At 54.6% G+C, this 12,096-nt stretch carries 14 protein-coding genes; 8 read left to right on the top strand and 6 right to left on the bottom strand.

Going from position 1 to position 12,096, the window contains the following annotated elements:
• Positions 1-162: 162 nt before the first annotated feature.
• The 5 genes from BQ5456_RS04975 to tatA form a co-directional block, all read right to left on the bottom strand.
• Positions 163-408 carry a ubiquitin family protein gene (locus tag BQ5456_RS04975; protein ID WP_071129027.1) on the bottom strand — a complete coding sequence of 82 codons (246 nt, stop codon included), beginning with the start codon at positions 406-408 and terminating at the stop codon, positions 163-165.
• Between the two features lie 3 nt (positions 409-411).
• The gene (moaA, locus tag BQ5456_RS04970; protein ID WP_205407857.1) at positions 412-1,446 is read right to left on the bottom strand and encodes a GTP 3',8-cyclase MoaA; all 1,035 of its coding nucleotides are present in this window, start codon (positions 1,444-1,446) and stop codon (positions 412-414) included.
• A 33-nt stretch (positions 1,447-1,479) separates the two neighbouring features.
• Entirely contained in the window at positions 1,480-1,752 is a 273-nt protein-coding gene (locus BQ5456_RS04965; protein WP_071129026.1) for a DUF6457 domain-containing protein, read from the bottom strand.
• Positions 1,753-1,899: 147 nt separating this feature from the next.
• Positions 1,900-2,721 (bottom strand): twin-arginine translocase subunit TatC, encoded by an 822-nt coding sequence (gene tatC / locus BQ5456_RS04960; protein WP_071129025.1) that lies wholly within the window; start codon positions 2,719-2,721, stop codon positions 1,900-1,902.
• Positions 2,722-2,733: 12 nt separating this feature from the next.
• Positions 2,734-3,024 carry a Sec-independent protein translocase subunit TatA gene (gene tatA / locus BQ5456_RS04955; protein ID WP_083378369.1) on the bottom strand — a complete coding sequence of 97 codons (291 nt, stop codon included), beginning with the start codon at positions 3,022-3,024 and terminating at the stop codon, positions 2,734-2,736.
• A 273-nt stretch (positions 3,025-3,297) separates the two neighbouring features.
• Here tatA and BQ5456_RS04950 point away from each other — a divergent pair, with 273 nt between their 5' ends.
• The 4 genes from BQ5456_RS04950 (at position 3,298) to BQ5456_RS04935 (ending at position 7,646) form a co-directional block, all read left to right on the top strand.
• Positions 3,298-4,089, top strand: coding sequence for an SIR2 family NAD-dependent protein deacylase (locus BQ5456_RS04950; RefSeq protein WP_071129932.1), 792 nt, complete (start codon positions 3,298-3,300; stop codon positions 4,087-4,089).
• A gap of 288 nt (positions 4,090-4,377) precedes the next feature.
• Positions 4,378-6,105: an AMP-binding enzyme gene (locus BQ5456_RS04945; RefSeq protein WP_071129023.1), complete on the top strand. Its 1,728-nt coding sequence runs from the start codon at positions 4,378-4,380 to the stop codon at positions 6,103-6,105.
• Between the two features lie 92 nt (positions 6,106-6,197).
• The gene (locus BQ5456_RS04940; RefSeq protein ID WP_071129022.1) at positions 6,198-7,088 is read left to right on the top strand and encodes a 1,4-dihydroxy-2-naphthoate polyprenyltransferase; all 891 of its coding nucleotides are present in this window, start codon (positions 6,198-6,200) and stop codon (positions 7,086-7,088) included.
• A 36-nt stretch (positions 7,089-7,124) separates the two neighbouring features.
• A complete protein-coding gene (locus tag BQ5456_RS04935) occupies positions 7,125-7,646 on the top strand; it encodes a PLD nuclease N-terminal domain-containing protein (protein WP_071129021.1) in 522 nt (173 codons plus the stop codon).
• Between the two features lie 89 nt (positions 7,647-7,735).
• Here BQ5456_RS04935 and BQ5456_RS04930 read toward each other — a convergent pair whose 3' ends face one another.
• Positions 7,736-8,455 carry a histidine phosphatase family protein gene (locus tag BQ5456_RS04930; protein ID WP_071129020.1) on the bottom strand — a complete coding sequence of 240 codons (720 nt, stop codon included), beginning with the start codon at positions 8,453-8,455 and terminating at the stop codon, positions 7,736-7,738.
• Positions 8,456-8,527: 72 nt separating this feature from the next.
• Between BQ5456_RS04930 and BQ5456_RS04925 the strand changes: the two genes are divergently transcribed.
• The 4 genes from BQ5456_RS04925 to ndhC all read left to right on the top strand — a co-directional run bounded on the left by BQ5456_RS04925 (position 8,528) and on the right by ndhC (position 12,086).
• Positions 8,528-9,283 (top strand): HAD family hydrolase, encoded by a 756-nt coding sequence (locus BQ5456_RS04925; protein WP_071129019.1) that lies wholly within the window; start codon positions 8,528-8,530, stop codon positions 9,281-9,283.
• 35 nt (positions 9,284-9,318) lie between these two features.
• Complete coding sequence (locus tag BQ5456_RS04920) at positions 9,319-10,035, top strand: class I SAM-dependent methyltransferase (protein ID WP_205407856.1); 717 nt, start codon at positions 9,319-9,321, stop codon at positions 10,033-10,035.
• A 289-nt stretch (positions 10,036-10,324) separates the two neighbouring features.
• A complete protein-coding gene (locus BQ5456_RS04915; RefSeq protein ID WP_071129018.1) occupies positions 10,325-11,614 on the top strand; it encodes an NAD(P)/FAD-dependent oxidoreductase in 1,290 nt (429 codons plus the stop codon).
• A 103-nt stretch (positions 11,615-11,717) separates the two neighbouring features.
• Complete coding sequence (gene ndhC / locus BQ5456_RS04910) at positions 11,718-12,086, top strand: NADH-quinone oxidoreductase subunit A (protein ID WP_071129017.1); 369 nt, start codon at positions 11,718-11,720, stop codon at positions 12,084-12,086.
• The last annotated feature ends 10 nt before the right edge of the window (positions 12,087-12,096 follow it).

The raw sequence follows: 12,096 nt of genomic DNA, 5'->3' as shown, positions 1-12,096 counted from the left end.
GTCATTGCTGCCGTGTCTTTTTCCGGTTCCGACCCTTGCGCGGAAAATAAGTTTTTCCTCCCGCCCAAAAAATCGAAAAATAACCACGTTATTTTTCGATTTTTACGCCCGCCTAACCTGATCGGATAAAACTTATTTCCCGCGCACATTCGGGTGCTACTCCTAACCCCCTGCGAAGGGCGGGAGTACATCTAGCTGTCCATTGGCGGCAGATTCGCCGAGGGGAGTGTCGCCATCGGCGAGGGCGCCATCGACTAGGAAAGAACTAACCTCCAAAATCGGGGATAAGTCGTTACTGCTGGCTGCTTGGGCGATTTCCCGCAAAGTTTGGTTGGCAGCTGCCGTAACCTGTGCGCTATCAACTCCTGCTGCCTGGGCAGCGCCAGCGAAAAAACGTACCGTGACCACGGATTATCCTCCTATCTGAGAAAGGGAATAGGTTCTGCGTCCCGCCGATATTTCGCGGTGACCAGCAGGTTTATCTGCCTGGGCAGCGAGCCAAAGTTGAGCCAGCTCGCCATTAGAGGCACCTTGGCGCAAAGGAGCAAGTAAATCGACAAATGCCATAGAAAACAGGCAAGGATAGACTCTGCCATTAGCTGACAGGCGGGTGCGGTCGCAGGTCGCGCAGAAAGGCGCGGATTCGGAGGCAATAATCCCGATAATCCCGGCGGGGTGGTCACTGCTGGCCGCCACGTTCCAGCGCCGCGCCGGAGCCGCCGGGTCAGTTTCAATCGGGGTAAGCGAAAAGCATTCTTGCAGGCTTCGCCAGATATCGCGGGCGTTAGGGCGCGAAGCTGCCGAATCCCCCAGGGGGCCAATGGGCATGAACTCTATTGCCCGCCATTGGAAACCGCGCCGCAGCGCAAACCGAACCAGATCAGGTATTTCCTCTAGGGACTGTTGATTTAAAATCACCGAGTTAAGTTTTATAGGCTCTAAGCCGCTACCGGGAAGCTTTTCCAAAGCCGCTGCCACCTCGGAAAAACGGTCACGTTTTGCGAGCGCGTGATAGCGGTCGGGATCCAAGGTATCCAAAGAAATATTGATGCGCCCTAAACCTGCATCGACCAGTGAATCTATCCGGGGAGCTAGACCGATAGCATTAGTAGTGAGCGCGATATCGGCAGGCACGCCCGCCTGCGTAAACGCCTGGTGAATCTGGCGGATGATTTCCTCTAAATCGGGGCGCAACAGGGGTTCGCCTCCGGTCAGGCGAACTTTACGAATCCCTAGTGACAGTGCCACTTGCGCAAGACGCCCAAACTCGGTGGACGTCAGTAAATCCTGGCGGGGAATCCAGGTGGCGGCGTCCTCGGGTAGGCAGTAGCTGCATCGTAAGTTACAGCGGTCGGTAACCGATAGGCGGAGGTCTGCGGCTGCTCGTCCCCAACGGTCAAGCAGGCGCGGTGAAGGCTCATTCCTCTCGGAATTAGCGTGCATCATCCCTCCCTCCGCTATGAGTTACTTGCAAAATATCTAGTCTTGCCAGTTTTTCGCTAAATTTTGTAACTGCGCAATAATTTCCTGGGCGTTAGCGCCTTTACCGGTCATATATCCGGTTAAAAAGGCGGTTAAAGGTGCCCCCGGGCGGGAAGGGCCATGCGCTACCGTTCCAATCAAAGAAAGCAGCTCTGATTCCACATCCTTAAGCGGATCCTCCTGGAGTTGCAGCTGGGTGCGCACCGCTTCTAACCAGCGATGCATTTGCGCCATCTTTTCGGGGTCGTCCTTTTTGGTGTGGCTGGACATCAGCTTCCCCTTTCGCTTATCCGTGAATGGTTCAAGGTTCCTCTTTCTGCCTCAAACCTTAACGATACCAGGGAAGATAGCCTGGGTTAGAGCTTTGTTTTCCGAGGGCGTAGGGCAGGAAAAACACACGCGGAAATCCTCCCCAGATTATTGCTTAGGAGCGGAAGTAGCATCATTGTCTTTCCGCTTTCGCCGAATTTTGCTGAAGCTGCCGCGCAGACTACCTCCGGCTCGAACCCAGTCGTTGATAGCGGAGATTGCTACCGCTAACAGATAAAGACCAATCAACGCCATCATCTGCACAATCATCGGCCAGGCAGTGGGGAGGGGATTGGCGACTGCCGAGAACACCGCGGCAATTACTACTGCCCAACGCCAACCTTTCAACATGGTTTTGGCTTTCATTACTCCCGCAAAGTTGAGCGCCACTAAGATTTCGGGCGCGAGGCAGGAAAGACCGAACGCCAGCACCATGCGCATAAAGAAGGTGATATAGGAGTCGGCTCGCAGCAGCATGACCGAGCCGTTCGGGGTGAAAGAATTCAGAATCGAAACCGCTTTGGGAATCACCCAAATTCCGGAGAGGGCGCCCCCACTGAAAAGTAGGATTCCGACTAAACCAAAGCTGGTGATATAGATTTTTTCTTTGCGTTTTAATCCCGGAGCGATAAAAGCCCCAATCTGGAAAATCCACCAAGGCGCGGAAATCAATACCCCGAGCCAGAGGGAAACCTGAATCCGCATATCAAAGGCGGCACCAATCGTCTGGAAGTTCAGTTGCGGGGCTTGCCCACTTACTTCCTGCAGCGGTTTTTGCATCCAGTTCAAGGTAGGAGTAGCTAAGAACCAGCCGCCAATCGCGGCGACAAAAATTCCTGCCAGCGCCAGTAGTAAGCGTTTTCGCAGTTCTAGCAGGTGTTCAGTTACCCGCATGCGGGCTTGCGGGTTGTTCTTTTTTTGTCCCGGCATCGGGTTAGGGAACTATTTGGTTTCCGGCGAATCCGCGGTGTCGGACTGTCCGCTAGCTACTTCCGGTGAGGAAGTCTGGACGTTACCCTGCGTCGGTGCCGGAGAAGAAGGAGTAGCAGAAATTTGGGGGTTCTGAGTCCCTGCCGCTACCTGCTTGGTATTGTCATCTTCGCTGAGATCAGAAAGTTCAGACTTCAAAACTTTCGCAGATTTACCGATATTGCGGGCAATGTCGGGCAGCTTCGAGGCTCCAAAAACAATGATTAACACCAGGAGCAGAATCAGAATATGTACTGGCCTCACGGTGGTGCCCTTCCTTTCTTGCAGACGGCATCTAAAATTGCCTTCCCCAATTGTAGCGGGGTTAGGCGGCAAATAGGTTACTCCTATTGACAATAGCTAAAACTTACCCAGTTAACCAGCAAATTTTTAGGGTTATATAAAGCGCACGCCCCGTTAATGCTGGTTGCGTCCTCGGTAATCGCCCTCTAAACGCGGTAGTCTGAGGGCGGGAGGCAAAACGTGAGCGAGTTCATTGAGGAAGAAAAAGCGGGAGCCCGCGCCATAGCGGATTTAATGGCGGAGAAGAAAACGATTGTGGTGGCGGGAGCCGGAATGTCCACCGATGCCGGGATTCCGGATTATCGCGGCACCGGTTCTTCCGGGATGCCCACCGTCGATATGGATCAGTTCTTAGGCGAGCTTTATTGGCAAAAATGGGTGTGGCGGCGCAATCAAGAAACCTGGAAAACCGTGGCGCGGCTGCAGCCCACCCCGGGGCATCGGGCTTTAGCGCGTCTGGAGGAGGCAGGGCTAATTAACTGTATCGCCACCCAAAACGTAGACGGCCTAGACCGCAAGGCAGGCTGTAAGAATGTGCAGCTGCTGCACGGCACTTTCGAGGAAGTCCAGTGCCTGGGCTGTGGAGCAGTGTTTTCGCGCGAACATATTGACCAGGAGCTACGTAAACTTAATCCGGACGTAAAAGACGACCCTGATCCTAAAAACGTGGCAGTGTTAGCGGCAGCCGATGAGCAGGCAGCGCGTGCTTGCCAGTTCAACCTGCTGTCTTGTCCGCGTTGCGGTGGGATTATTAAACCGGGAATCGTGTTTTTCGGGGAAGCCTTGCCAGGTGAAGCGATGGATCGTTCTTTCGCGGCTGCGCGGGAAGCGGACGTAGTGCTGGCAGTGGGAACTTCCCTGGCGGTGCTAACCGGGCTATGGGTGTTGCGGGAGGCCTGGGGAACTGGCGCCAAGGTAGCGGTGATTAACCGGGGACCCACGGCCGCCGACTCCCTTGCGGACGTGCGGGTGTCTGGCGGCGCTTCCCAGGTATTAACCCAAGTAGCAGAGATTTTACTGGATTAAATGCCTAGAGCCGGTTCCGCGCGCTCCCTCCTGCGCTTTTGCGAAACCGACTCTAGGTTATCGTTTAGGGGTTATCTTGACACACGTTCCCCTAAAATAGCCGGAGCGACCGGCTCCCTTCATTATACCTAAAAAATGGAAGAAACCTAATCTTTTTTATATGTCACAGGTAGCATTTTGCTACGTACTGCAGCTTTAATAATAATTTTGGTTAGGCTGCTTTAAGAACTCTAAGCTGATGACAGGCTAGAATAGCATTCGACACTACTTTACTTTCAGGAAGTCGCAATGGAAATCCTTTCTCCTTTTCATTACCTGCCGATAGGTGATTCCTCGGCGGATGTCTCTACGCTGCTTTCGACACTGGCTAAATATATGGGAAGCACGGATGATTCCCCGCAAAATCTGCGCAACCCGCGGCTAAGAGGAAAACAAATCCTCTTCCCCTTCCCCCAGGTCAGCGGTTTTCCCCAGGAACTTAAAGAGTACGAAACCCTTCGCCGACAAGTACCGGAAGCAGCTGCTATAGCGTTGCCGGCTCCCGCAGGAGGGGCGGTAATCTGTTACTCCCAGCTGACTATAAAAGGTATGGCAGAAGCGGTGAACTCTGCAGTTGGCAGACCAGGACGTTGGATTCTCACCGCTCCGGTCACCGAGATAGACGGGATTATGACCCTGGCGCGAGCAATCGCGGTCAATATCCCGCCGATAATCGCCGCGAAGACCCAACCCGCCAGCGCCGTGGAAATAATTCGGGCAGTTCAAAGGGCGCAAGATCGTTCCCAAAAAGATGATGCCCCTATTTATCTACAGATTTCTAAGAAACAACTGGCGGAGTTACTGGAGGTTCCCCCCGCTCAACGCACTGAGCTAAGTGCAGTTTCCAAACTGATAGTTACCGGGTTGACCAGCCGCGATCACTTGGCACGTACCGCACAGCAGGCGGGAATAAGTATCGTGCAAGGCTACGGGATTCCCGAATCCTGCGGTCTTTGCGTGCTAGATGGCAAACCGGTGGCGGGCGTACACGTGGCCACTATCGGGGATCGGATTTGGCTGTCCGGAATCTGTATGATGACCGGCTATTTGGCAGATCCGGGAGAAGTAGAATTTATTTCCCGAGGACGCAAGCGTTGGTTACGCACTAAAGACGCCGGACATATACGCGGGTCACAGCTGGTAGTTGATGGGCGCGTACGCGATGTGATTGCCACTGCCGGAGTGCGGATTCAGGCCTCCCTGGTAGAGCGAGTGATTCAGGATCTGCCCCAGGTGGAACAAGTGGTAGTGGTGGGGGTACCCGACCCCAAGTGGGGTTCCCTGGTTACTGCAGTCATCAAGCCGGCACCCGATGTTGCCGAGCAGCTACTTAACCCGCGGCATAACCTAGAGGTTAAAACCGAGGATAAACCGCTATTTCCCCAGTTAAAACCGGTGAAAATTGATCCGGAGCGGGTGCGGGAACTAGCCGGACTGCCCGAGGAAGACGAAGAAGAACCCAAGTTGACTCCCTTGGAAGCCGCAATGGCGGCAATGGCGGCGAAGATTAGGGGAGCCAAAGTGGATGTGGTTGCCGCCGCAGAAACCGGGGAACTGCCGGCCGGAATCTATGAGGTAGCGCGGGGAACCGCTAACCCCAGCGAAGAGGGTGACATTGTCCTCCCAGCTCCGGGCACCTCGGCGCTGGAGCCAGTATCTTTACCGGAGGATCTGGACGGAGATTTAGAGCAAATGGAAATCGCGGCAACTGAGATTACGGGGGGACGCAAACGCCCTGACAGTGGCGACCAACCCCATAGCGCCACGGTGCCTACCGAAGATGAATCCGAACCGTCCACCGATTTAGCGATGTTGGTGCGTTCCCTAGTTACCGGGCAACTGGATCGGGCACACGCCCCCCGAGCCCTCGTCCTCGTAGATAAAATCCCCACTGACCTGCAAGGTAACCTAGATAGGGCGGCTTGCCGCGACTTGGCAGCGCGCCGGGTAGCAGCCGGGGAAGCCTGGATTCGCTAGGTTAACACCAATAACCGGGCTGCCGGTAACAAGTTAGTGAAGACCTTAAGACGAAGCTAACAAGCAGGTAATAAGAAGGGGGAGCATCCTTAATGGCAACTGGTTCGCAGTGGATTGAAGCTGCACGTCCGAAAACTTTACCCGCTTCCTTGGCGCCGGTGATTATGGGGATCGGAGGGGCAATCGGCCTGGGGCAGGCCTCGGTAGGAAAATCGGTACTCGCCTTGCTGGTTGCGCTGGCCTTCCAGGTGGGCGTGAATTTCTCGAATGATTACTCCGATGGGATTCGCGGCACCGATGCCAAAGGAAAACGGGTTGGGCCCCAACGCCTGACCGGGGCAGGATTGGCGGCTCCCCGCACAGTGCTGGTGGCGGCGCTTAGCTGCTATGCGTTTGCGGGAATCTGCGGAATTGTGCTTTGTGTCTGGGCAGGAAGTTACGCTTTGATTGCCCTGGGGGTGCTAGCTGCCCTGGCGGCGTGGTTCTATACCGGGGGCAAACACCCTTACGGTTATCTGCCGGGAGTAGCCGAAGTAATGGTATTTGCCTTCTTCGGCCTGTTGGCAGTGCAGGGAACGATTTGGGTACAAGCCCACACGTTGCCTTGGCGCACCTGGACAGCGGCCAGCGGTATCGGGTTGCTTTCTTGCGCCCTGTTACTGGTCAATAATCTGCGCGATATTCCCGGAGACCGCCAAAGCGGAAAAAATACGCTAGCGGTGAAGTTAGGGGATAAGGGCTCGCGCTACCTGTTTGCCTGCTATCTCTATGCGGCATTGGTATTGGGGGTAGTATCCTTTAATGTTCGTTGGGAAGCCCTACTGTTTGGCGTGGCTATGGCGGTTTGGGTGTGTTTTCCGTTGCTAAAAGTATTGCAGGGCGCCCGCGGTAAAGCCCTGATAAAAACCCTGAAACAGGTGGGGCAAATCACCTTAGGGTATGGGCTGGCTATCGCGGTTCAGTGGGCTTTACAGGGTCTTTAGGCAAGCCAAAAAATTTATAGTTGTTAGGCTGGGAACATGGCTGCGGTAGTTATTGCCCTCGTACAGATTCTGCTAGCGGTATATGCGCTAGTGGATTGCTTGCGCACGGAAAAATCGGATTTACCCGGACGCCTGCCACGCGCTTTTTGGCTGTTAATTATTATCGTATTGCCGGTTTTCGGCCCCCTGGCCTGGATTGTGATTTCTTGGGCGAGTAAAGCTGAAAGCCCCGATGGGCGGGTCGAGATTCCCCGCAATCCCCTCGATATTCTCCGAGGGAGCAGCCAGAGCTCCCAGCCGCAGGAAGTAGAGATACCAGAGGCTCCCGACGATAACCCCGATTTCTTGTTCTCGTTAGAGGCGAAGATGCGGCGGGAACGGATGGCACGCGAGGCCGAGGAAGCAGCCAAAAAACGAGCGGAAAAAAAGCAGAAAGATGCTGCTAGTGGGGAAAAAGATGCTGCCGGTGAAGGCAAGAACAGTTCCGCCGCGGAAACCGGCGAGGACGAAGCCAATCCGGACGCGAATCCTTCGGAAGACCCCTCCTCTCAGGACTAACACTCTTTAGGTTCCGCCGTTTGGAACGACCGCTCTGATAAGGCAGTTGCTGAGGGAATACTCCTGGAGTTTCCAGCTAGCTGCATCCCTTAGTGTCCTTGATTCAAGGCGGCCGCGGAAGTACCTGGCACCATATCGGAAGCCTGAGCTAGGAGCGGAGCTGCCGGTTCACAATAATCCAAACTAATCAGGGTATCCCCTAAGAAAGTAAGGGAAGTCAGCGAAGCCAGGGCGCATTGGCGGCGGGTAGGCAGATGCGCCAGCGGGCGCCCCTCCACAAATAGCCGGAAAGACCAAATCGGCAGCTGGTGCGAAACCAATAAAATTTCACGAATCGTAGAGCCATCGGCAGAGCGTCCCAGGCGGGAAGCATCCTGAATTGGCAGGTGCAAAGCAGAACGCACCGCCTCAGTAACCCGGCTGGCCTGGACTGCGTAAGGCTCACACCAAGAAGGACGGAAAACATTGCGGTAACGCGACCAGTTGCGCGGGTGGAACAAGGCGGCGCGGTTACCGTTTACCACTTCGCCCTCGAACATATTCATCGACTCTAAAAGGCGCTTGTCAGTGCGAATAGGCAGATCAAACAGCTGGGAGGCCGGAGTTGCCGACTCGACTGCCCGCTCTAGAGGGGAAGAAACAATGGCATCTAAATAGGCGCCTTTTTCAAAAAGATATTCCGCGCTCATCTGTGCCATTTGGCGGCCAAGCTCGGTTAGGTGATAGCCGGGGAGGCGTCCGTACAAGACCCCATCTGGATTATCAACTTCCCCGTGGCGCATCAGATGAATAGTGGTTAGGTTCTGCATGGTCTCCACCCTAGCAAACCATTTTTACCTACCGGCGTGCGAAAATCGCACCTAGACCGCTAGGCTAGAAGCGTGAATGCGGAAACGAAGGTAGCAGCCTTCTTCGATCTTGACGAAACCGTAATTAGGGGAGCTAGCTCCTGGGTGCTCACGCGCGAACTTTTCCGACACCGGTTTTTTGGTGTCCGCGACCTATTCTTTGCGGCGCGCCAAGCGTTCCTTTATGTAGTTCTAGGAGAGGATCAAGCCCGGGTTGAGCAGGTAAAAACCCGGGCTTTGCAGGTGATGGCGGGGCATTCCCAGCGCGAAATCATGGAGATTTCCGAGCAGGTGTGCGACCTTTTAGAAAAGAAACTGTTTCCCCAGGCGCAAGGTTTAATTAAACGGCATCAGGCAGCGGGACACGATATTTGGTTGATTTCCGCCGCCCCCTCGGAACTTCCCCAGATGTTGGCGCAGCGTTTGGGGTTAACCGGAGGTATCGGTACTGAGGTTGCGGTGAAAGACGGGATTTACGAGGCGCGCCTAGCTTCCGAACTTATGCACGCCCAAGGCAAGCGAGATCGGGTGGTGGCGTTGGCGAGCGAGCGGGGCTATGACCTGGCATCCTGCTTTGCTTATTCAGATTCCGATAATGATATGCCGCTGCTGACCCTGGTGGGTAAGCCTTCGGCTATTAATCCCGATATTTGGTTGCGGGTGCGCGCCTTGCAGCGGGGGTGGCCGGTGATTGATTTTCGGCGTCGTTCGCGGATTAGCAAAGCCCTGCAAAAAGCTAAAGCTAGGCGGCGCGGCTTTAACCTGGTTGGATTGGGGCAGCGTTTCTGAGTAACCTGGCAGTTGCCTACTTAGAAGGAGCCATTTTGAGCGAAAAAAATCCGCCGGCAGCCGCTGGTTTAGATAAACAACCCGAAGAAGTTTCTGGAATGTTTGACCAGGTGGCCGCCCGTTATGACTTGACTAATGATGTGATGACTTTCGGTCAGCACCGGATTTGGCGGCGCTGCCTGCGGCAAGTGGTGGCTCCCCGTCCGGGGCAAAAAATCCTAGATATCGCCGCCGGTACCGGTACTTCCTCGCTTAGTTTTTACCGCGCCGGAGCCGAAGTTACCTGCTGCGATTTTTCGCCGGGGATGGTTGCGGAAGGGCGAAAGCGCCATAGCGAGTTGAATTTTGTTGTCGCTGATGCCCACGACCTACCTTTCGCGGATCAGTCATTCGACACCGTTACTTGCTCTTTTGGCTTTAGGAATATGCATGACCCGGCGAAGGCGCTGCGCGAATTTGCGCGGGTAACCAAACCGGGAGGCAAACTGGCGATTATGGAGTTTTCTACTCCGCCCTCCCCCCTGATAGCCCGGCTTTACCAGCTCTATATGCGCCAAGTATTGCCTACCGCGGGTCGCCTGGTTTCCTCAGATTCGGATGCCTATACCTACCTGTTTGATTCCATTTTGGATTGGCCAGATCAAGAGACTTTGGGTCACCTAATCCAAGCGAACGGATGGGGAGAAGTTTCCTACCGCAATCTCACCTTGGGGGTTGTAGCGATTCACCGCGCCTTTAAAGAGGATATTTAGGCAAAACGACCGCTTGCGCCGAGGGTTGTAGCAGGAAAATACGAAGGGTTTCCTTAAATCCGCTCGGAATTAAGTAAGAAAACCCTTGCTTAATCGCTGAGGGATTTAGGTGGACTTAAGTCCCAGGATATTTCGCTTGCCAGCAGAAACCACTGTGACTTTAGATAAATAATAAAAGCAAGTTAGCCTGGGGTAGGCGCGAGGATTGTGCCTAAAAATCCTCGTTATTACTTGCTGAGGCAACGGCTTCGGCAAGAACCGATGACTAGCTAGGGAGGGGCGTCCAGGCATGACGGATCAGCTTGCAGACAATCAATGCCAAGTGCTGGTTATAGGTGCCGGTCCTGCGGGCGCTGCTACCGCCTACCACCTGGCTCAAGCTGGCGTTGACGTCCTGGTCCTTGAAAAAGGAATCTTTCCCCGCGACAAAATCTGTGGTGATGGTTTAACCCCGGGAGCGGTAAAAGAAATCCTGGCAATGGGGATTAATCCCCTGTCGGAAGGCTGGCAGCCCAATTACGGATTGAGCGTAATCGGGGGTGGACATCGGATTGCCTTACCCTGGCCGAAAACTGGTTCCCTGCCCGCTTATGGTCTTACCTGTCAGCGCAAAAAGCTCGATCAACGTTTAATCCAGCAGGCGGTGGCCGCGGGGGCGCGGCTGGAAGAAAACACCGTGGTTCAGGATCTACTCACCGATGACGCTGGCTATGCTAAGGGGGTGCGCGCTATCCAGCGTGACCGCGAAACCCGGCAGAAACGCGAGCTCAGTTTCCATGCCCAATACGTAGTCGACTGTACCGGGGCAAACGCCCGCTTGGCTTCCCGACAAGGACGCACGCCCCTGAAGAATCGTCCGCTGGCAGTGGCGGCGCGAGCCTATTTCCGTTCCCCCCGTGGTAACGAAACCATGATGGAATCTCACCTGGAACTGTGGGATGGCAAGCCCGGCAAATCAAATCTGCTTCCCGGGTACGGCTGGCTGTTCCCGATGGGCGAGGGGATAGTAAACGTAGGGTTAGGGTCAGTTTCTTCGGGAGCACAATCCACTAAGTTGCCCTATAAAGAAATCTTTCACCGCTGGGTGGCCAATCTGCCGGAAGAATGGGGTCTGAGCGAAAAAAATATGCTCGGACCCCTACGATCTGCCCCTCTACCGATGGCATTTAACCGCAAACCGGCTTACGAAAATGGGCTACTTTTGGTCGGTGACGCCGCCGGAATGGTTTCGCCTTTTAATGGCGAGGGGATCGCCCCGGCGATGTTTGCGGGGCGGCGTGCAGCTGCTGCTTTAGTACAGGCTTTAGGGCGCACCTCTCGGGCGCAAGCCGAACTCGCTCTCCGGGAATATCCCCGTGACCTGGAAGATCAATACGGGGGTTACTACAGTTTGGGGCGAGTTTTTGTGCGCTTAATCGAAAATCCCCAGATTATGCACGCCTGCACCAAGTACGGGTTAGATAAACCCTCCTTGATGCGTTTTGTTCATAAAATGCTTTCTGATGGTTATGAACGCCGCGGCGGAGTAGCCTCCGACAGAGTGCTACAAATTCTGACTAAGGTGGTAATACCGTCATGAGGAACATCGGTCAGAAAGAACAACTGAGCCGGAAGAAAACCGGAAACTACCGCAGTTGCCACGCCAGTGATGGCGGGGCAACCAAGAAGGATGTGGAGGCCAAATGAGTCCATCGGCATCACTGTTAATCATGGGCGCAGTCGCGATTGTACTAGCCGTAGGCGGTCTGGCGATGTCAGCCGTTCTCGGCCCGAGTCGCAAGACTCGCACCAAACTGGCGACTTACGAATGCGGAATTGATCCCAATGTTCACGAGGATGCGCGTGGACGTTTTCCGATTAAGTACTACTTGATTGCGATGACGTTCATTGTCTTCGATGTGGAAATGGTGTTCCTATACCCCTTCGCGGTATCTATCGGACACTTCGGTCGCGTGATGGCTATTCCGGTATTGATCGACATCCTGTTATTCATTGTGTTAGTGCTGGTGCCCTATATTTATGAGTGGCGCCGCGGCGGACTGGACTATTAGGAGAGAGGTA

The sequence above is a fragment of the Varibaculum massiliense genome (assembly GCF_900106855.1).
GTDB lineage: Bacteria > Actinomycetota > Actinomycetes > Actinomycetales > Actinomycetaceae > Varibaculum > Varibaculum massiliense.
The sequence above is the reverse complement of the archived record's forward strand: the minus strand, read 5'-3'. Positions and strand labels throughout refer to the sequence as shown.

What these genes read in the sequence shown, in the direction of transcription:
- moaA (WP_205407857.1), bottom strand. Translation starts at nt 1,446, where the DNA reads ATGATGCACGCTAATTCCGAGAGGAATGAGCCTTCACCGCGCCTGCTT.
- BQ5456_RS04965 (WP_071129026.1), bottom strand. Translation starts at nt 1,752, where the DNA reads ATGTCCAGCCACACCAAAAAGGACGACCCCGAAAAGATGGCGCAAATG.
- tatC (WP_071129025.1), bottom strand. Translation starts at nt 2,721, where the DNA reads ATGCCGGGACAAAAAAAGAACAACCCGCAAGCCCGCATGCGGGTAACT.
- BQ5456_RS04950 (WP_071129932.1), top strand. Translation starts at nt 3,298, where the DNA reads ATGGCGGAGAAGAAAACGATTGTGGTGGCGGGAGCCGGAATGTCCACC.
- BQ5456_RS04945 (WP_071129023.1), top strand. Translation starts at nt 4,378, where the DNA reads ATGGAAATCCTTTCTCCTTTTCATTACCTGCCGATAGGTGATTCCTCG.
- BQ5456_RS04940 (WP_071129022.1), top strand. Translation starts at nt 6,198, where the DNA reads ATGGCAACTGGTTCGCAGTGGATTGAAGCTGCACGTCCGAAAACTTTA.
- BQ5456_RS04935 (WP_071129021.1), top strand. Translation starts at nt 7,125, where the DNA reads ATGGCTGCGGTAGTTATTGCCCTCGTACAGATTCTGCTAGCGGTATAT.
- BQ5456_RS04930 (WP_071129020.1), bottom strand. Translation starts at nt 8,455, where the DNA reads ATGCAGAACCTAACCACTATTCATCTGATGCGCCACGGGGAAGTTGAT.
- BQ5456_RS04915 (WP_071129018.1), top strand. Translation starts at nt 10,325, where the DNA reads ATGACGGATCAGCTTGCAGACAATCAATGCCAAGTGCTGGTTATAGGT.
- ndhC (WP_071129017.1), top strand. Translation starts at nt 11,718, where the DNA reads ATGAGTCCATCGGCATCACTGTTAATCATGGGCGCAGTCGCGATTGTA.